Annotated in this window: 21 protein-coding genes, 3 tRNA genes and 1 other RNA gene; 4 read left to right on the top strand and 21 right to left on the bottom strand. The window is 26.9% G+C overall.

Features of this window, described 5'->3' with window-relative positions; genetic code table 11:
• Nucleotides 1-4 precede the first annotated feature (4 nt).
• From QMD25_06440 to QMD25_06400, 9 genes are all read right to left on the bottom strand, one after another.
• Entirely contained in the window at nt 5-316 is a 312-nt protein-coding gene (locus tag QMD25_06440; GenBank protein ID MDI6861620.1) for a V-type ATP synthase subunit F, read from the bottom strand.
• Nucleotides 309-1082 (bottom strand): V-type ATPase subunit, encoded by a 774-nt coding sequence (locus tag QMD25_06435; protein MDI6861619.1) that lies wholly within the window; start codon nt 1080-1082, stop codon nt 309-311. Before QMD25_06435 ends, QMD25_06440 begins: the two co-directional genes overlap by 8 nt.
• Nucleotides 1079-1666 (bottom strand): hypothetical protein, encoded by a 588-nt coding sequence (locus QMD25_06430; GenBank protein MDI6861618.1) that lies wholly within the window; start codon nt 1664-1666, stop codon nt 1079-1081. Before QMD25_06430 ends, QMD25_06435 begins: the two co-directional genes overlap by 4 nt.
• Nucleotides 1663-2145 carry a V-type ATP synthase subunit K gene (locus tag QMD25_06425; protein ID MDI6861617.1) on the bottom strand — a complete coding sequence of 161 codons (483 nt, stop codon included), beginning with the start codon at nt 2143-2145 and terminating at the stop codon, nt 1663-1665. Before QMD25_06425 ends, QMD25_06430 begins: the two co-directional genes overlap by 4 nt.
• Before the next feature lie 13 nt (nt 2146-2158).
• The gene (locus QMD25_06420; protein ID MDI6861616.1) at nt 2159-4108 is read right to left on the bottom strand and encodes a V-type ATP synthase subunit I; all 1950 of its coding nucleotides are present in this window, start codon (nt 4106-4108) and stop codon (nt 2159-2161) included.
• Nucleotides 4109-4420, bottom strand: a complete 312-nt coding sequence (locus QMD25_06415) for a hypothetical protein (GenBank protein ID MDI6861615.1) — start codon at nt 4418-4420, stop codon at nt 4109-4111.
• Between the two features lie 37 nt (nt 4421-4457).
• Complete coding sequence (locus tag QMD25_06410) at nt 4458-5894, bottom strand: aminotransferase class V-fold PLP-dependent enzyme (GenBank protein ID MDI6861614.1); 1437 nt, start codon at nt 5892-5894, stop codon at nt 4458-4460.
• Between the two features lie 12 nt (nt 5895-5906).
• A tRNA-Pro gene (locus QMD25_06405) sits at nt 5907-5983 on the bottom strand.
• Nucleotides 5984-6004: 21 nt separating this feature from the next.
• Nucleotides 6005-6082 (bottom strand) — tRNA-Pro (locus QMD25_06400).
• Between the two features lie 385 nt (nt 6083-6467).
• Between QMD25_06400 and QMD25_06395 the strand changes: the two genes are divergently transcribed.
• Together QMD25_06395 and QMD25_06390 are read left to right on the top strand one after the other, a co-directional pair.
• Complete coding sequence (locus tag QMD25_06395) at nt 6468-7340, top strand: hypothetical protein (protein ID MDI6861613.1); 873 nt, start codon at nt 6468-6470, stop codon at nt 7338-7340.
• 127 nt (nt 7341-7467) lie between these two features.
• Nucleotides 7468-8028, top strand: coding sequence for an RNA polymerase sigma factor (locus QMD25_06390; GenBank protein ID MDI6861612.1), 561 nt, complete (start codon nt 7468-7470; stop codon nt 8026-8028).
• Between the two features lie 13 nt (nt 8029-8041).
• Here QMD25_06390 and rsmG read toward each other — a convergent pair whose 3' ends face one another.
• The 4 genes from rsmG to QMD25_06370 are packed head-to-tail and all read right to left on the bottom strand — an operon-like array spanning nt 8042 to nt 11521.
• On the bottom strand, nt 8042-8620 hold the full coding sequence (rsmG, locus tag QMD25_06385) for a 16S rRNA (guanine(527)-N(7))-methyltransferase RsmG (GenBank protein MDI6861611.1): 579 nt from the start codon (nt 8618-8620) through the stop codon (nt 8042-8044).
• A 38-nt stretch (nt 8621-8658) separates the two neighbouring features.
• Nucleotides 8659-9372 carry a radical SAM protein gene (locus QMD25_06380; protein ID MDI6861610.1) on the bottom strand — a complete coding sequence of 238 codons (714 nt, stop codon included), beginning with the start codon at nt 9370-9372 and terminating at the stop codon, nt 8659-8661.
• 49 nt (nt 9373-9421) lie between these two features.
• Nucleotides 9422-10225, bottom strand: a complete 804-nt coding sequence (gene proC / locus QMD25_06375) for a pyrroline-5-carboxylate reductase (GenBank protein ID MDI6861609.1) — start codon at nt 10223-10225, stop codon at nt 9422-9424.
• Between the two features lie 48 nt (nt 10226-10273).
• The gene (locus tag QMD25_06370) at nt 10274-11521 is read right to left on the bottom strand and encodes a glutamate-5-semialdehyde dehydrogenase (GenBank protein MDI6861608.1); all 1248 of its coding nucleotides are present in this window, start codon (nt 11519-11521) and stop codon (nt 10274-10276) included.
• A 68-nt stretch (nt 11522-11589) separates the two neighbouring features.
• Between QMD25_06370 and QMD25_06365 the strand changes: the two genes are divergently transcribed.
• On the top strand, nt 11590-12327 hold the full coding sequence (locus tag QMD25_06365; GenBank protein MDI6861607.1) for an ATP-binding cassette domain-containing protein: 738 nt from the start codon (nt 11590-11592) through the stop codon (nt 12325-12327).
• Nucleotides 12315-13421, top strand: coding sequence for a SufD family Fe-S cluster assembly protein (locus QMD25_06360; protein MDI6861606.1), 1107 nt, complete (start codon nt 12315-12317; stop codon nt 13419-13421). The genes QMD25_06365 and QMD25_06360 overlap by 13 nt, the downstream gene beginning before the upstream one ends.
• Before the next feature lie 3 nt (nt 13422-13424).
• Here QMD25_06360 and rnpB read toward each other — a convergent pair.
• The 8 genes from rnpB to QMD25_06320 all read right to left on the bottom strand — a co-directional run.
• Nucleotides 13425-13757, bottom strand: an RNA gene (rnpB, locus tag QMD25_06355) — RNase P RNA component class A.
• Between the two features lie 13 nt (nt 13758-13770).
• Nucleotides 13771-14961 (bottom strand): nicotinate phosphoribosyltransferase, encoded by a 1191-nt coding sequence (locus QMD25_06350; protein ID MDI6861605.1) that lies wholly within the window; start codon nt 14959-14961, stop codon nt 13771-13773.
• Nucleotides 14958-15506 carry an isochorismatase family cysteine hydrolase gene (locus QMD25_06345; GenBank protein ID MDI6861604.1) on the bottom strand — a complete coding sequence of 183 codons (549 nt, stop codon included), beginning with the start codon at nt 15504-15506 and terminating at the stop codon, nt 14958-14960. Before QMD25_06345 ends, QMD25_06350 begins: the two co-directional genes overlap by 4 nt.
• A 19-nt stretch (nt 15507-15525) precedes the next feature.
• Nucleotides 15526-15619, bottom strand: a tRNA-Ser gene (locus QMD25_06340).
• The gene (locus QMD25_06335; GenBank protein MDI6861603.1) at nt 15606-16061 is read right to left on the bottom strand and encodes a nucleoside deaminase; all 456 of its coding nucleotides are present in this window, start codon (nt 16059-16061) and stop codon (nt 15606-15608) included. The genes QMD25_06340 and QMD25_06335 overlap by 14 nt, the downstream gene beginning before the upstream one ends.
• A gap of 3 nt (nt 16062-16064) precedes the next feature.
• Entirely contained in the window at nt 16065-16577 is a 513-nt protein-coding gene (gene amrA, locus QMD25_06330) for an AmmeMemoRadiSam system protein A (protein ID MDI6861602.1), read from the bottom strand.
• Nucleotides 16570-17379: a class III extradiol dioxygenase subunit B-like domain-containing protein gene (locus QMD25_06325; protein MDI6861601.1), complete on the bottom strand. Its 810-nt coding sequence runs from the start codon at nt 17377-17379 to the stop codon at nt 16570-16572. Before QMD25_06325 ends, amrA begins: the two co-directional genes overlap by 8 nt.
• 5 nt (nt 17380-17384) lie before the next feature.
• The coding region (locus QMD25_06320) for a hypothetical protein (protein ID MDI6861600.1) at nt 17385-17686 on the bottom strand (302 nt) is incomplete at its 5' end.

Raw genomic sequence — 17686 nt, 5'->3', positions numbered from 1 at the left:
ATCACTATTCTCCTTTTTCTAAAATATCAACACCAATCGCTTTTTCAGTGAGTTTTTTAATATATTTATAATTTACCATCTCTCTTTTACCTTTTGAAGGTAGAAAAATTACAACTGGTAAAAGTTTTTTGTTTAATTCTTCATAAACTTTTAAAATCTTTTGTTGTTCTTCTTCAGATACAATCAAAATGTAATATTTATCATTTTTATAAGCATTTAAAAAGTTATCAACTAAATTTTCAGTAAAAACATCAAAACCAAAGGATAAGAAAAGTTTTGAAGTTATTTCATCTCCAAAATAGGCAATTTTACCCATTTATAACTCTTAACCTCCTTAAAACATCTTCATGTGGCAAATTATAAATAATTCCATTATAAATTAATCTAAAGTTTACATTGTTAAAACTTTTGAGTACAAGAAAAGAAAAAACAATCTCTGGTCCAAAAACAAAATATTTAGAATTTTTTAAATAATTTATTAACAGATCATCTCTTTTCTTTTCAAAAAGTTCAAAGAATAGTTCTGGTGTTTTTTCAATAGTTTTAGGATATCTTAAATTTATATATTCTATGAAGTTTTGAATTGATTCTTTCTCAAAAAGTTTAAATATTCTCTCAATTAAATTGCCTCCATCAATATATTTAAAAGAAAATCCAAAATATTTATGCTTTAAGAAACTTAAAATATTAAATAAATCAATTTTTAGTTTTATAAATTTTTTAAAGAACTCTGAAGAATTTAACAAAAATAGTTCCTTTTTAATCTTTTCATATTCTTTTTCAAATATGTTTTTATCTGATTCAATAATCTCATATTCTTTTTCTATTTCAAAATATTGATATAATTTTTCATCAAAAATGATACTTTTGAGTTTCTTTATATTATTATTCCAGTCAAAAGTTAGTATTTCATCTAAATTTTGGCTTTCAGTTTCAATACCATATGACTTTTTGATATGATCTACAAAAGCCTCTTTTGATAAAGATAAATATGATTTTAAATTTTCTATTTTTGGAAAGTAACTTATAAGAATTAATGATTTTGCTGATAGATAAGAAAAATCACTATTTTTTAATTTCATCTTTCTTCAAAAATAATTCTTGAAACTTCAAGTATGTTTTCATATAGACTATCAATAAATTTATCAATAAGTGAAATTCTTGAAATAAAACTTTTTCCCTTAACAAAAACTTCTTTGTCTTCAACAAATTTTATATTGGCATCAGGGATTGTTTTTTTAATTGTGTTAAGAATATCACTTTTGAAATTATCATCAAAAATCTTATTTAAATTAACATCTAAATGAATTTCAACTTCTTTTGATTCTATATTTTTAACTATCTCTTTTTTATAAAATTCTTTCAGTTTTTCTAAAGGTAGGAATTCAAGTGATTTTAAAGAAAAATTTTTGAAATTATCAAGAATCTCATTTTTCCATTCAAGAATCAGAAGTTCAATTTTATTCTTAAGATCAAGTTCTTTTTTCTCTATTAATAAACTTTTTTCTTTTTCTATTAATTCCTCCCAATCCTTTTTAAGTTTATTAACTTTATCATCAAATTCTTTTTTTAATTTATCAATTTCTAAATCAAAGGTTTCTTTAATTTTTTTTATTTCTTCTTCCCCCTCATTTTCAATTTCTTTAATTAATTCATCTATATTCATAGCCCTTGTGTTATAAAAGTAGTTACAAGAATTGCTGCAATCAAAGAGATAACTGCGTAAATTTCAACTAGACCTGGCAAAATTATTGCTCTACCTGCCTCTTCTTCCTTTTCAGCAACAAGATTTATAGCTGCTGCAGAAACTTTTCCTTGCCATATTGCTGAAATAAGTTCAACCATACCCATTCCAAAACCAACAAAAAATAGTTGCATTCCTGTATTAATTGGAATTTTTGGTATTCCTCCAAATAAACCTATTCTTGTAGCAATCCAGAATAATTGAATAAAGCCATAGAAACCCTGTGTTCCAGGAAGGGCTGTTATAACAAATAATTTACCATATAAATGTGGTTTTTCCGAAAGAACACCAGCAGTTTGCATTGTTGAAATACCAATTCCAATTGCTGAACCGATACCAGAAAGGGATATTGCTGATGCCATACCTAAAATAGCAAAAACTAACCCATAAATCTCAGACATAGCGCCTCCTTTTTTAGTTTTTAATTATCACTTTTTCACTTTTAAATTTAAATGGTGAAAATTTCTTTCCACCATTTTCATAAAATCTCCCAAAAAACTCTAAAAATATTAATCTTGTAGGATGAACAAAAGAACCTAAAAGTCCCATAAATATATTTAACCCATGTCCCATTAAAAGAATTAAAGGTATTATAAGTAAAGCCAAAATACCCTTTGCAAACATTCTTGCGATTGTATTTATAAGTATTCCAAGAACAGTTGTTGAAAATCCAAGAGCAAGTAGTCTTGAATATGAAAGAACATCTCCTAATGCTGATGAAAATCCATATGAACTTACAATTCCATAAAGAGATACAACCCCTCCAATTAATTTTCCAGGTAAAGTTTTAGATGTTCTTCCTCCAGTTAAAACTATAATTATAATTCCTAAAATAAAAAGATAAAATCCAATTTTTGAGAGAATTGGATTTTTTGATAAAACTATATATAAAATTATTCCAATAAGTGAGATAATCCAAGAAAATTGATCAAAGATTGCATCTAAAATTTTCCCTTTTCTTATGTTATCAAATGCCTTTAAAAGTAAACCAAAAATTTGTGTTATAAATCCAACAGCAAGAGAAAAAATAAGCATTTTAATTAATCCTGGAGTTTCACCAGGTTTCTCTTCAAGAAGATCAATTATTGCAAGTTTTGGAATAGAAATTAAATCTCCAGCATAGGAATTAGTTAATACACCAACTATAGAAGAAAAGAATCCAAGAATAATAAAGAAGTAAAAGAAATTTCTATCTTTTTCATGAACATTAAATTTCTTTATTATAAAAATTGAACCTAAAACAAGAATTGCCCCATAAATTACATCACCAAAACAAAGTGAAAAGAATAATATAAAGATTGGAGCTAAAAAAGGAGTAGGATCAAAATCACCATATTTTGGATATCCATACATATCAACAAGCATCTCGAAAGGTTTAAAAAATTTGTTATTTGAGAGAGATACAGGAACCTTTTCAATCTCTTTTGGTTCTTGTGCAAAAATAAGTACTCTGGGGAACTTCTCTTTTGTTTTATTTTTTAATTCATTGAAGTCTTTTTCTCTTATATAACCAAAAATATATGTTAAAAATTTTGATTCAACTATTTTTGATTTTGTTTCCTCCTCATATTTTTTATCTATGTAATACTCCTTTATTATTTCAATTTTTTTCAATAAATTTTTCTCTTTTTTCTTCTCTTTTATTAAATCATGTAATATTTTATTTAATGAATCTAATCTATCATTTAAATTTTCTAATATTTCATTAGGTTTACCTTTAAAATTTTTTATATCTATCTCTTTAAACTCTAATTTTTCTAATAATTTCTCAAATTCATAATCTTTCTTTTTATATCCAATTAAAATATAAAGATTATTTTTATCTTCAGAAATAATCCTTATTTCACAACTATCTTTTTCGTCTTTGAGTTTTTTAAAATTTATTCTTCTAATTGTTCCAAGTTTAAGATTTATTGTTTTTAAAGAAAGTAAAGTTTCAAGGTTTAAATTAAGATTTTTATATGGATAAAGTATTTTTATTTTGTGTTCTATATCTTTTATTTCATCTTTTATTTTTTCTTCCTTTTTAACAATGCTATAAATCTTTTCATAAATTTCATTAATATTTAAATTATTAACTAAATTTTGTAGTTCAGTGAATGTTAATTCTATTCTTTCAGGTATGAAATCTTTTATAAAACTCCCTTTCTCTTTAAACTTTGATAGTTCATCAATTATAAAATCTAATTTTTTTATTGTCTCATCATACTTTTCTGGGTTTCTATCTTTAAAATAAGAAAGGCCATTCACATTTTTTATCTCATCAATTTCAACTTTTTCCTCTAATTTTAAAAATTGACAATAAGAGGAGAATTCTTTTTTTGGCATAAAGATATGAATTTCTAACATTCTATCTATTGCCATCTATTCAAGAATCCTCCTTAAAATAAAATTAAACGCTTCTTCAAAGTTTTTCTCTACATTTGCCTTTTTATTTTGAAGTTCTTTTTTTATTTGTTCAATATTTTTATTTAATTTTTCTTCATACTCTTTCTCTATTAATAAAATTTCATCTTGAAGTCTTTTTTTATAATCTTCTTCTAACTCTTTTAATTTTTTTTCATTTTCTTTTATGAATTTTTTTTTCTTTTCTTCAAGTTCTTGTTTGAATTTTTCAATTCTTTCTTCTATTTCCCTTTCTTTATTATAGATTCTTTGAATAAATTCAAGGTCCATACTTCCTCCTATAAAGGCCAACATTTTTTATTATATACTATTTTAATACTTTTATAAAGTTATATTCTTTATCCATAAAGCCTTGGAGATTTGCTCCTTTACTCTTTAAATCAAAAAGATAATTTAATATGTTTTCAGTAATAATTTCTCCTGGTACTAGAATTGGAAGACCTGGAGGATAAGCAGAAACAATTTTTCCTGAAATTCTACCTTTTGCATTTTTTAATTCTATAATCTCTTTCTCTCTTAAGTATGCTTCTTTTGGAGTAGCAGCAATTGGGGGAAGTTCAGGAGTAACAAAATCATTAACTATTGGATTTTTTCTTTTCTTAATTGATATATCCTTAAGTGCATTAATAAGGATATCAACTTCTTCTTTTGTAATTCCAGGAGTTAAAAATAAAAGAATGTTGTATGAATCTGAAAGTTCAATTTCAATGTTATATTCTTTGTTTAAAATCTCTTCAACTTCAAATCCAGTAAGACCTATGTTTTTTGTATTTACTGTAATTTTTGTTAAATCAAGATCATATATTCCATCATTTAAAATTTCTTTTCCAAAGCAATATAATCCATCAATTTTATTTATTTCATCTCTTGCATATTCTGCTAATTCTAAAATTTCATTCCAAATTTTTTCACCTTCAGTTTCCATTTGGAATCTTACCACATCAAGAGATACCATAAAAAGATAACTTGGAGAGGAAGATTCAAGAAAGGTTAATGCATCAAAAACTCTATCCATATCAATATTATCGCTATTGATATGTAAAAAAGATGTTTGAGTCAATGAAGGCAAAGTTTTATGGGCTGATTGAACTATTATATCATATCCTAAACTTATTCCACTTTTTGGGAGTTTTTGATTAAATGGAAAATGAACACCATGGGCTTCGTCTAAAAGCATAATTTGGTTATACTTTCTTCCAATTTTAAGTATTTCTTCAATATTTTCACACATTCCATAATAGTTTGGTGAAGTAATGAAAGAGACTTTCGCACTATTATTTTTAACAACTTCTTCATATTTTTCTGGTTTTATTCCCCATGGAATACCTGTTTTTTCATGAATTTCAGATTGAATGTAAATAGGAATTAAATCAAAAACTGCAAGACCTCCAATTATTGATCTATGAGAATTTCTTTGTAAAATAACTTTATCTTTAGGGTTAAGTGTTGAAACAAGCATAACAAGATTACCAACTGTACTTCCATTTATTAAAAAGAATGTTTTTTTAGCACCAAATGCCTTTGCAGCAAGTTCTTGTGCTTCTCGAATAACTCCTTCTGGTTTATGAAGGTAATCTAAACCTTCAACTTCTGTGATATCAAATAAAAATATATTTTCTCCCCACAATTCTTTTAAATATTTATGTATTCCTTTCCCTCTGTGGTGACCAGGCATATGAAAAGCAGGTCTTTTTTTGTCAATATAATTTTTTAATGCAAAAAGTAATGGTATCCTTTTATCCATTTCTTTCCTTTCTGGTCGGGATAGTGGGATTTGAACCCACGACCTCTTGGTCCCGAACCAAGCGCCCTTCCAAACTGGGCCATATCCCGAAAAGGTTTTGAAAATTATAATGGTCGGGGCGACTGGACTTGAACCAGTGACCCCCAGCACCCCATGCTGGTGCGCTAGCCAACCTGCGCCACGCCCCGACCTCAATAAATTAATTTTATAAGATCTTATAAATTAGTCAATGTTTATCTCTTTAAGGTTAGAAATTTCCTCCTATAGAATAAATTTTAAATTTTTGGGAAAAGATATTTGATGAAAATAGAGACATTATATGATAATAAGATAATTATCTTGTATTTTTAAAATAAGAAATATACTCTAAAGATTTTTTAAAGAATGGACACAATTTTCTAACCAAGGACATATAAATGGGTTAAAAAAATATTATGGAATAAATTTTAATATATGTAAAAATTATTAAAAATGCAACCTTTTTTAATTAAATGCGTTATAATTACAAACTCCATAACTATAGAAATGATCAAAACTAATATTAAGGTTAAAAAGAAAGGAGGTATTAATAACATGGAAAAAAAGGATTTAATTGAAAAATTAGAAAATATGGTGGTTCCAGAAATTGAACTACAAACCCACAAGCAAAGGCTTAAATTGTCATTATTAATTTTTGGAGAAAAACTTAAGAAATCAACTATCAAAAGAACTCAATTATGGTTAAAAAGATTAATTATTAGTGGAATAGGAGTATTTATCATTGTCGCTATAATGATATTTGCCTATTTTGAACCTAAATATCAAATAGCAAAAGCATTAGAAATTATAAAAAATAATATTCAATTACAAGAAACTATAAAAGAATATAATTTAGAAATTAAAGATATAAAAGTAAAAGATGAGAAAGCATATGTATTATTAACAATTAAAGAAGGAAATATTCCTGAACCTCCAACTTATTCTAAATTATCAACACATTCAATTATTTTGTATCAAGTAGATATAAATGGTAATAATCAATATAATAGTTTCATTATGAATATGTTAGTAATAATAGATTTGAAAGGAAAACGTGTTGAAACTATCAACTCAAATATTTTCTCCTCAACTTTAACTAATGATGAAGAAAAACAAGCAATTGAAATTGCAAAAAATTATCCAATTGTACAAAACTTTATTATTAAGTTTCCTAAATATATAACTGAGGTGAAATACCTTCCTCCATCTGAACTTTATTTAGATGAAGAAAATGGAGTTATTATAGCTAAACCCAAAGAAGGGGCTGATAAATTTGCAATTGTAATTTTTACATTTATAAATCATGAATCTACAGATAATGAGTCATGTGAAATTAAAGTTATAGTTAATCTCACTAAAAAACAAGTATCAGAACCAGGACCTATTATACTTACAAATCAAGAAATTGATTTAAAACCTATACCTTAAAAATTTATTTATTGTTTATTGTTTTTTAAGATAACCAACCCAAATTTGGGTTGGTTATCTTAAAATAATACCCTTATTTTCTATTAAAAGTGATATTAAAATTACAATATAAAAGGAGAAAAATTATATGGATTTAAAAGAAGAAAAAAAATTAATTAAACAAGCTCAAAAGAATCCAGAGATATTCACAAAATTATATGAAGAGTATTATTCAAAAATTTTTAATTATATTTTAAAAAGAGTTGCTAATATTGAAATTGCTCAAGATATAACTTCAGAGACTTTTTTTAATGCATTAAAAAAATTAAATAAATTTAAATGGCAAAATATATCGTTTAGTGCTTGGCTGTATAGAATTGCAAATAATGAGATTGTAAATTATTATAGAAAAAATAAACATTATATATCATTAGAAAAATTAAAAGATGAAAAAGGGTTTGAACCAATCGTTTTACACAACCCAGAGAAAGAATTTTTAGAGGCTCAAGAAAAATTAAAAAAATATGTAGATTTTTTAGAAATTCAAGATAAAATTAATAAACTTCCAATTAAATACCAAGAGGTGATTATGTTACGATTCTTTGAAAAGAAAGAGATTAAAGAAATATGTGAAATATTAGGAAAAAAAGAGGGCACAGTAAAATCTTTAATCCACAGGGGGCTTGAAAAATTAAGAGATTTATTATAAAGATAAAAGGAAATTAACTAATTTTTTTAAAGATAAGTAAAAAGCCAAAATTTGTTGCTTTTTTTTCAAACAACACAAAGTTTTTGTTATTTAAAGAATTTATTTCTTTAGCCACGTCTTTTCCTTTCCCAAGAATAACAAGACCATCTTTTATTAATAGATCATTTGCAAGATTTAAAATAAAATTTACTCTATTAAATGCTCTTGCAACTATTTTATTATATCTTAAATTTATCTTTTTTAACTCCTCTGCCATTAAATTCATAATAAAAACATTATTTAAATTTAATTCTTTTTTAATTTGTCGAAGAAAGATACAAACATTAAATTTTCTATCAACTAAATAAAAATTAGAATTAGGAAAAATTATTGATAAGGGAATTCCAGGAAAGCCTGCACCACTACCTAAATCTAAAACATTATCTCCTTTTTCAATAAAATCTACATAATAATATGCTTCTTCTATGTATTTTTTATAAATTTTATCTTTGTCTAATTCACACATCAAAGGAATTTTCTTAGGTGCTTTTAATAATATCTCTAAATAATTATTTAACTTTAATTCAACCTCTCTATTTAATATAGTCTTCATAAAAATGTTACAATGGTGTCAGACACATTTGTAACATTTTAGATAATTCTGACAGTTGAGTCTTTAAGATACCTTTTTGCCTTTAAATATAACATATTGATGACTTCATCTGAATAAATTTCATATTTTTTAAAGTTTTCATCTAAGAAATCTCCTTTATCTATTTTTCTTATTGCAAACCTTTTAACATTTCCAATATTATCAATAATCTCTTCAAAATCTTCCTCACTCATTGTCTTTGGATGGGGGGTAACTGAAATTTCATAATTAAAAGAACTATTCTTTAAAAATAGAAGTAAATTTTTTATATTCCTTAAATCGATATTTACTTTTGTAACCTCTTTATATTTCATTTCATTAAGTGGTGCTTTAATATCTATTGAAATTAAATCAATTAATTTAGTTGGGAGAATTTTTCTTATTAATAGTTCATTTGTTCCATTTGATAAAACTTTTGTTAAAAAACCAAGTTTTTTTAAATCTTGAAGTAGTGGCAAAAGAGAATTATTTAAAAATGGTTCTCCACCACTTATAACTACAACTTCAATCCATTTTTTATTAGAGACCAAAAAACTTCTTATATCTTCATAAGGTATATCTGGCAGAGAAGATTGATTTAATATTAAATCTTTTTGATTACAATATGGACATCTAAAATTACACCCACTAAGAAAAAGAATTGTTGCTCCTTTTCCTTCCCACTCTTTTAAATTCCTTTCAATTACTTTTTTAATCTTTATGTTTTCATACATCTAAATCTCCTTAAATTTATAACATAATTACCATTATCACTTTTAAAATTTATTTTTTGGTTTCACCAAGTGCTTTACTCTTTTTATATGCTTCAATAACTCCACTCATAATAGTATATTTCAATCTATTCTCATCAAATTTATAAAGTGCTTCAATTGTAGTTCCTCCTGGGGATGTAACCATATGAATTAACTCATGAGCCTCTTTTTGAGTTGCTTTTTTTAACAAAATTGAACCTAAAATAGTTTGAATTGAAAGTTTTTCAGAAACATCTCTTGCAAGTCCAAGATAAACTCCTGCATCAATCAATGCATCGAGGAAATAAAAAACATAGGCAGGGCCTGAACCACTAATTGATGTTCCAATATCAATATGTTCTTCTTTTGATACATAAATTTCTTCACCAAATGAAGATAAAATTTTTCTTACAAACTCTTTTTCAGTTTCATTTAAACCAACATCTGTCCATAAAGTTATTGCTTCACCAATTTGTGCATTTATATTTGGCATTGTTCTTACAACTTTTTTTACTTTAAATGACTCTAAAATTTTTTCAATTTTTATTCCAGCCATAATTGAGAGGAAAATTTTTTCATTAAAGTTGTATTCTTTAAGTTCTTCTGATAAATCTTTTATGTTTTGTGGCTTTACAGCAGAAATCAAAATATCACCAAAATTAAATGCATCTACACTTTTCGTTGAACCTTGAACACCATATTTCTCTTTTATATAATTTAATCTATCTTGAACAATTTCAGATATAAAAATATCTTCCTTTTTAAAACCCTTTTTTAATAAACCTCCTAAAATTGCTTCACCCATTTTTCCTGCACCAAAAAACCCTATTCTCATTTCAAACCTCCTTAAATTTTCTATCAAATTTAGTTTAGCACAAATAAATTATTTTCTAATTTGTCCTGAACCAAAAATAATATATTTTATTGAAGTTAATTCTCTTAACCCCATAGGACCTCTTGTGTGCAATTTTTGAGTTGAAATTCCAATTTCTGCACCTAATCCAAATTCTCCACCATCTGAAAATCTTGTAGAAGCATTAGCATAAACACAGGCAGAATCAACTAAATTTAAAAACTTAATTATATTTTCATAATTTCTTGATATTATAGTCTCTGAATGATGTGTACTATGTTTATTAATGTGTTCAATTGCTTCATCAATATCTTCAACTATTCCAACTGTAATTTTTAAGTCAAGGTATTCTGTATCCCAATCTTCTTCTGTCGCGAGTTTTGATTCTTTATAAATTGAGTAAATAAACTTATCTCCTATTATTTCTACATTATTTTTCCTCAATTCATCTAAAATTTCTATTATAGCCTCTTTAGATACATCTTTATGAAATAAAAGTTTTTCAACTGCATTACAAACGGATGGTTTTTGAACCTTTGCATTTACAACAATTTTTTTAGCCATTTCTAAATCAAAATCTTTATCTATATAAATATGAACAACACCTGCACCAGTTTCAATAACTGGTACTCTTGAGTTTCTTTTTACAAAATCAATGAAAGTTTTGCTTCCTCTTGGAATTATTACATCAATGTAGTCAATAAGATTAAACATAATTTCAACTTCTTTTCTATCTGTATTTTCTATCATTTGAATTGCACCATTTGGAATTCCATTTTTATATGCAACTTCACTTAAAATTTTATAAAGAATAAGATTTGAGTTAAATGCTTCACTTCCACCTCTTAAAATAATTGCATTTCCACTTTTTAAGCATAATGTGATAGCATCTACTGTAACATTTGGTCTTGCTTCATAAATCATTCCAATAACTCCAAGAGGTACTCTTTTTTTAATTATAAGTAGACCATTTGGCCTTGTTGTACCTTCAACAATTTCACCAACTGGATCAGGAAGAGAAACAACATCTTTTATTCCTTGAACCATACTAAAAATTCTATTTTCATTTAAAAGTAATCTATCAAGAAGAGACTTAGAAAGACCCTTCTCTTCACCTTTTACTAAATCTTTTTTATTCTCTTCTAAAATTTTTTCTTTATTTTTAATCAATGCCTCTGCCATTAAATTTAAAACACTATTTTTAATTTCAGTATTTAATTCTCCTAATTTAACTTTTGTTAAAAAGGCTCTCTTTGCTTTTTCTTCAACTTCATACATATTACACACCTCATGTTAAAAAATTTATTTAAATTATAATATTTGCGTTATAATTTATAAAGGTGATTATGGAGAAAAAAGAGATATTAAGAATAAAGGATCTTTATGTTGAAGTTGATGGAAAGGAAATTTTGAAAGGAATTAACCTTTCAATTAAAGAAGGCGAAACTATTGCAATTTTTGGACCAAATGGAAGCGGTAAAACAACTTTAATTTTAACAATTCTTGGATTTAGTGGATATAAAATCAAAAGTGGTGAAATAATTTTTAAAGAGAGAACATTAAATGGCCTAACAATTGATGAAAGAGCAAAACTTGGAATTGGAGTCTTGTTTCAGAAACCTCCTTCGATTAAAGGTGTTAAATTTAAAAAAATTTTAGAAATTATTTCGAAGGATGGAAATTATAAAGATTATATTGATATTTTGAAGTTAAATGAATTAATTGATAGAGATATAAATTATAACTTTTCTGGAGGAGAATTAAAAAGATCAGAATTAATTCAACTAATTGCACAAAATCCTGATTTTATGATTTTTGATGAACCAGAATCAGGAGTTGATCTTGAAAATATTAAAACAATTGGTAAGACAATGAATAAACTACTTCAAAAAGATTTAAATATTATAAATAGAAAAAAATCAGGAGTTATAATTACTCATACTGGAGGGATATTGGAGTTTATAGAAGTTGATAGAGGTTATGTATTGTTAAATGGAAAAATTATATGTGAAGGAAATCCCAATGAAATATTGAGAAATATTAAAGAAAACGGGTTTAAAGGATGTGAGAGATGTCTAACATAAATGATGAATTAAAAAAAGAAGATATTGAAAAACTTTTAAGAGTTGGAGTTGATTTAGAGGAAAAAAATAGAATTGGTTCTTTTTTATTTGTAAATAAGGGTGTTTATAATATTAGTTTAAAACAAGAAGGAGTACAAATTTTACCTCTTAATGAAGCAATTCAAAAGTTTCCAGAATTAAACAATTATGTTTTTAAAATTGTTGATAAAAATAAGGATGCTTATACAAGACTTGTTGCAAGAAAAGGTGCTACTGGATTTTTTATAAGAACATTACCTAATGTAAAAACCCGTTTTCCAATTCAAACATGTTTTTTAATAAAAAAGAGCGGCTTTTCTCAACTTGTTCATAATATTGTTATTGCAGAAGAAAATTCTGAGTTAAATTTAATAAATGGATGTGCAGCCGCTACATACTCTGATAGTGGATCTCATATTGCAATAACTGAATTTTATGTTAAAAAAGGTGCAAAAATTTCATTTACTATGATTCACGATTGGGCACCAAATGTTGTTGTCAGACCAAGAAGTGCTGCTATTGTTGATGAAGACGGAGTATTTATATCAAATTATGTTTCATTAAAAAAAGTTAAAAGCACTCAAAGTGAACCAATTGTCTATCTTGTTGGTAAAAGAGCAAAAGCAAAATTATATTCAATTCTCATGGCAGATGAAGATTCTTTTTTAAATATTGGAGGAAAAATTTTCTTAAATGCTGATGAAACAAGTGGTGAGATAGTTAGTAGAGTTATAAGTGATGGAGGTAAAATAATATCAAAAGGTTCTCTAATTGGAAAAGGTAAAAATATAAAGGCACATATGGAGTGTAATGGAATAATGTTAAAAGATACCGGAGAAATTATAACTATTCCAGAACTATCTTCAGAGGTCAGAGATGTTGAAATGAGCCATGAAGCAATCGTGGGTAAAATTGCAAGAGATGAAATTGAATATCTTATGTCAAGGGGTATAAAAGAGGATGACGCTATATCATTAATTTTAAGGGGATTCTTAAATATAAAAATTGAGGGTTTACCAGAAATATTACAAAAATCTATTGATAATGCAATAGAGATGGCATTTAAAGGAATGTAATTGGAACCTGGAAGAAGATAAGCCAGGTTCTGTGTTTAAGGTGGTCATCTATCTAAGCGGTCTACCCGAGAACTTAATTCATTTGGGCAAAGTTCTCCTATTCGACCTTGCTCCGAGTGGGGTTTGTCCATGGAGTCAGTCACCTGACTCCATAGTGTGCTCTTACCACACTTTTTCACCCTTACCAGAACCATTAAGATTCTGGCGGTGTTGTTTCTGTGACACTTTCCCGGGATTACTCCCGCTGAACTTGCGTTCAGCACTCTTGCCCATGGAGCCTGGACTTTCCTCAGTTAACCTACTTAATAGGTTAACTGCGACCACCTCTTCTTCCAGGTTCCATATATAATTATACTAAATTAGGTATCATTTTGACAGGATATTTTACCTCTCCAACTATTGTTTTTAAATAATCTGGTAATTTAGATAGATTTTCGAGAACTCTTTTTCTTACAGTATCTGGATCAGGTATCTCCCTTACAATTTTACCACTCCTTATGAGTGGTTTTAAAAGTTCTTTATATCCCTCTTTTTTATTCCCATAGAGAGTAACAATATCTTCAAATTTTTCATTTCTTAAAACTTGTTTTTTTCCAGGGTAATTTCCAACTTTTGCTCTTGGAGTTCCATTAACTTCAATTATTTTCAATGCAAAATCTATTACATCTGCATCAGCAATTTTTGTTCCGACACCAAACCCATCTCCAACATCGTTTAATTCAATTATTGAATATTCATCTAATCCACCACTAAAATAAATTAAAACATCGCTTCTGCCTTTCAAATTCAAATACCATCTAATTTCTCTTCCAATTGCTTTTAAATTTCCAGAATCAATTCTTACACCTTTTAAATTTTTACCTAAAACACTCAAAGCATCTTCAAGTTCTGTCATAGGTGAACCTGATGTATCTATTAAACATATTCTTGGAATTTTTTTATCAACAATATCATCAAAACTTTTAAATGCTTTTTTATTATCACCAAGGACAAGAATTAAAGCATGTGGCATAGTTCCAACAGCTTCTTTTCCAATATATTTTGCTCCTATAACATTAGATACACCATCAAAACCAGCAATGTAAGTAGCATATTCAATTGTTGGAGCAAGAAATGGATGTTGTCTTCTTGTTCCGAATGATAAAACTATTTTATTTTTTGCAGCAATTCTCACTCTTATTGCTTTTGATGCTATACCTGAATATGAACAGATAAAACCTAATATTGATGTTTCATATCTTACAAAATCGATATATTTACCAGTTATATTTAAAACAGGCTCTTCTGGAAAGAAAAAATCTCCTTCTTCCATAGCATCAACATCAAGAGGTAATCCTTCAAGTAGTTTTGCAACTTCATAAAGACCTGCAAGAACACCAAAAGCATAATTTTTATCTGGAAACTTTTTTGTCATAAGTTCCATTGTTACTTCTGTTTGGTCATTTAAACCTTTTAAAACTTCCTCTGTTCTAACAAAATAAGCATCTGTACAAAGTCCTTGTTTTATCTCCTCTTCTGTTGGAACTCTAAATATTTTCATTTTACCTCCTCAAGAAGTTTTAGTGCCTCATCAAGTGATATAATTTTTGCATTAAAGATATTTTTCATATAATTTAATGCAGACTCGTGATTCTCTTCACTAATTGATGCAGTACAATCTTTTAAAACAAAAGTAGTAAATCCTCTATAAAATAACTCTCCTACATTATTTTGAACACAAATATCTGTTGAAATTCCGACAACAAAAGCAGTGTCAGTCTCAAGTTTTTTTAAAAGTAAATCAAGATCTGTTTTAAAAAATCCAGAATATGTTCTTTTTAAAATTATATAATCATCACTTTTTGGTTTTAATTCATCAATTATCTCACTTCCTTTTGTATCTTTTAATGCATGTTCACCCCATAAACTCTCTTCAGGATCACCTTTTTCATGTGAATCCTTAAGATAAATTATAGGTATCTTTTTTTCTCTTGCTATATCAAGAAGTTTTTTAATATTTGGAATTATTTTAATTGCTCTCTCATTTTTAAACTTTCCATATACAAAATCATGAATCATGTCAACAACTAATACAAATGGTCTCATAGTAAATCCTCCTTTAGCATGGCGGAGAGGGCGGGATTTGAACCCGCGAAGCGGAAATAAATCCGCTTTCCTGCTTTCGAGGCAGGCGCTTTAGACCACTCAGCCACCTCTCCGTAAAATATCAAAAAAACTTTTAAATATTTCAAAACACTCTCTTTCAAGAATTCCATTCTCTATAATAATTTTAGCATTAATAAAATTTAAAATATTTATTTTTCCGCCAAATGCTCCACTCTCTTTATCATAAAAACCAAAAATAACTCTTCTTATTCTTGATTCAATAATTGCTCCTGCACACATTATACAGGGTTCTTTTGTGATATATATCTCACAATCATTCAATCTCCAATCATTTAATTTATTTGTTGCTAATCTTATTGCATTTATTTCAGCATGAGAGGTTGAATCTTTATTTTTTTCTTTTAAATTATGCGCTTTTGATATTACTTTACCATTTTTTACTATAACTGCACCAACTGGGATTTCACCTTTAGAATATGCTTTCTTTGCCTCATATAAGGCAACTTTCATAAAAATTATATCTTTTTTATCCATAAATTAGAAAAATCTTGTGACTTTAAATTTATATATTTTTACATCTTTATCTAATGGATGTATCCCAGCCTTTATTTTAGCTATTCTTAACTGCTCTTCAACACTATCAACTCCCTCAATTTGTGGCAAAAGAAGTCCTCTTCTAAATCCCTTAACAACTATAACACCATAAATTTGTGGATCAAGTTCACTTAAATCTTTTACTTCTTGTGGTTCTTCAAGTAAATCTACAGAATAAGTTAATTCATCAAGTTCTTTAGGTGACACAGGATCAAAACGTGGATCTTCTGTTGCTGCAGATATTGCATTGTAAACAATTTCTTCAATTACATTTTCTCTTGTTGGAAGATATGTACCAATACATCCTCTTAAATCTTTGCCTTTATGTATTGTTACAAATGCTCCTTTCCTAACATTTAAATACTCTTTATATTCATCTAAATCTGGAACAAATATTTTTCTTTCTTTTACATAAAGTTCAACGCTATTTTTTGCTAATTTAACAAGTTTATGCATAATCTCTCCTTTCAACAATTGCAACTAAATATCCAACACCAAAAGGACCTTCATATGATAAAACCTCTGCTTTATATTCATTAAAAGGGAGAAGAGTAAAAAGTGTTAAAATTGATCTATATCCACACTCGCCCGCTTCTTCAATTAATTCTTCTGGTATAGAAATTAAATCATTAAAATTTTCATTTTTTATTGCATCAATTACTAAATTATCAAATTTAGGACCACTTGGATGAAATCCATAAGGACCTGAAGCAAGTAACCTATGAGACATATCTCCAGATGCAATAAAAGCAACCTTTTTTTCTGGAAGATCAATATCATCAAAAATATTTTTAAAAAGATAAAATTTCTCTCTTTCAAGTGTGAAATGTTGACTCATAACAACAATTTTAAATTCATAACTTTTTAATTTATCAAGATAATATAAAGGAACTAAAACTCCATGATCAAGTGGGTAATCAGGTGGTAATTTATAAAATTTTATACTAAATTCTTTACCTTTATTTACTATTTCATTTACCAATTCCAAATCATTTTTATATTTAAAAGAAACCTCACTTACTCCAAATTGTGAAAAATCACCATATAGAGTTTCACTAGAGTAAATTGTTATTCCACCCTTTAAAAAGGGAGAGTGGGGAGACATAAAAACTACTGTTTCTATGTTTTCATTTAAAATTTTTTCAGCAAGAATTAATAAACTTTCATCAGTTTTTTTTACATATTTTCTTTCAGATCCACCTATTTCAGGAATTAACAATGGAGGATGAGGCGAAATTCCTCCAATTAAAAATTTCATAATAATCACCCCAACCTTTCATAAGAATATATATTTATATTTTGGAATACTCTATTAAATTTTTCACCAACAATACATTTATCAATTTTCAATCTCAAGGCAATTGCTATTGCTTCTCCAGTATCTTTTGAACCCCCAACTCTTTTTCCAAGATCTTCTGCCATACTTTCTTCATATTTTGTTAATTCAACAGGTTTGATTTTTTCAGAAGTTCTATATTTTATAGGTAAATCAGATATTGCTTTTGATGCAATATAGGCTTCTTGTAAAAATGGAAATAGATCCAATTCTATTATTCTCATTAGCG

It is taken from the genome of Caldisericia bacterium, assembly GCA_030018355.1.
Lineage (GTDB): Bacteria > Caldisericota > Caldisericia > B22-G15 > B22-G15 > JAAYUH01.
This window is presented reverse-complemented; position numbering and strand designations above follow the sequence as displayed.

Bases quoted from the DNA above. Each gene is read 5' to 3' on its own strand.
- QMD25_06390 (MDI6861612.1), top strand. From the start codon at position 7,468: ATGGATTTAAAAGAAGAAAAAAAATTAATTAAACAAGCTCAAAAGAAT.
- QMD25_06365 (MDI6861607.1), top strand. From the start codon at position 11,590: ATGGAGAAAAAAGAGATATTAAGAATAAAGGATCTTTATGTTGAAGTT.
- QMD25_06435 (MDI6861619.1), bottom strand. From the start codon at position 1,082: ATGAAATTAAAAAATAGTGATTTTTCTTATCTATCAGCAAAATCATTA.
- QMD25_06325 (MDI6861601.1), bottom strand. From the start codon at position 17,379: ATGAAATTTTTAATTGGAGGAATTTCGCCTCATCCTCCATTGTTAATT.
- QMD25_06440 (MDI6861620.1), bottom strand. From the start codon at position 316: ATGGGTAAAATTGCCTATTTTGGAGATGAAATAACTTCAAAACTTTTC.
- QMD25_06350 (MDI6861605.1), bottom strand. From the start codon at position 14,961: ATGAAAATATTTAGAGTTCCAACAGAAGAGGAGATAAAACAAGGACTT.
- QMD25_06410 (MDI6861614.1), bottom strand. From the start codon at position 5,894: ATGGATAAAAGGATACCATTACTTTTTGCATTAAAAAATTATATTGAC.
- QMD25_06360 (MDI6861606.1), top strand. From the start codon at position 12,315: ATGTCTAACATAAATGATGAATTAAAAAAAGAAGATATTGAAAAACTT.
- QMD25_06370 (MDI6861608.1), bottom strand. From the start codon at position 11,521: ATGTATGAAGTTGAAGAAAAAGCAAAGAGAGCCTTTTTAACAAAAGTT.
- QMD25_06395 (MDI6861613.1), top strand. From the start codon at position 6,468: ATGGAAAAAAAGGATTTAATTGAAAAATTAGAAAATATGGTGGTTCCA.
- rsmG (MDI6861611.1), bottom strand. From the start codon at position 8,620: ATGAAGACTATATTAAATAGAGAGGTTGAATTAAAGTTAAATAATTAT.
- QMD25_06425 (MDI6861617.1), bottom strand. From the start codon at position 2,145: ATGTCTGAGATTTATGGGTTAGTTTTTGCTATTTTAGGTATGGCATCA.
- proC (MDI6861609.1), bottom strand. From the start codon at position 10,225: ATGAGAATAGGGTTTTTTGGTGCAGGAAAAATGGGTGAAGCAATTTTA.
- amrA (MDI6861602.1), bottom strand. From the start codon at position 16,577: ATGCATAAACTTGTTAAATTAGCAAAAAATAGCGTTGAACTTTATGTA.
- QMD25_06335 (MDI6861603.1), bottom strand. From the start codon at position 16,061: ATGGATAAAAAAGATATAATTTTTATGAAAGTTGCCTTATATGAGGCA.
- QMD25_06420 (MDI6861616.1), bottom strand. From the start codon at position 4,108: ATGGCAATAGATAGAATGTTAGAAATTCATATCTTTATGCCAAAAAAA.
- QMD25_06430 (MDI6861618.1), bottom strand. From the start codon at position 1,666: ATGAATATAGATGAATTAATTAAAGAAATTGAAAATGAGGGGGAAGAA.
- QMD25_06345 (MDI6861604.1), bottom strand. From the start codon at position 15,506: ATGAGACCATTTGTATTAGTTGTTGACATGATTCATGATTTTGTATAT.
- QMD25_06380 (MDI6861610.1), bottom strand. From the start codon at position 9,372: ATGTATGAAAACATAAAGATTAAAAAAGTAATTGAAAGGAATTTAAAA.
- QMD25_06415 (MDI6861615.1), bottom strand. From the start codon at position 4,420: ATGGACCTTGAATTTATTCAAAGAATCTATAATAAAGAAAGGGAAATA.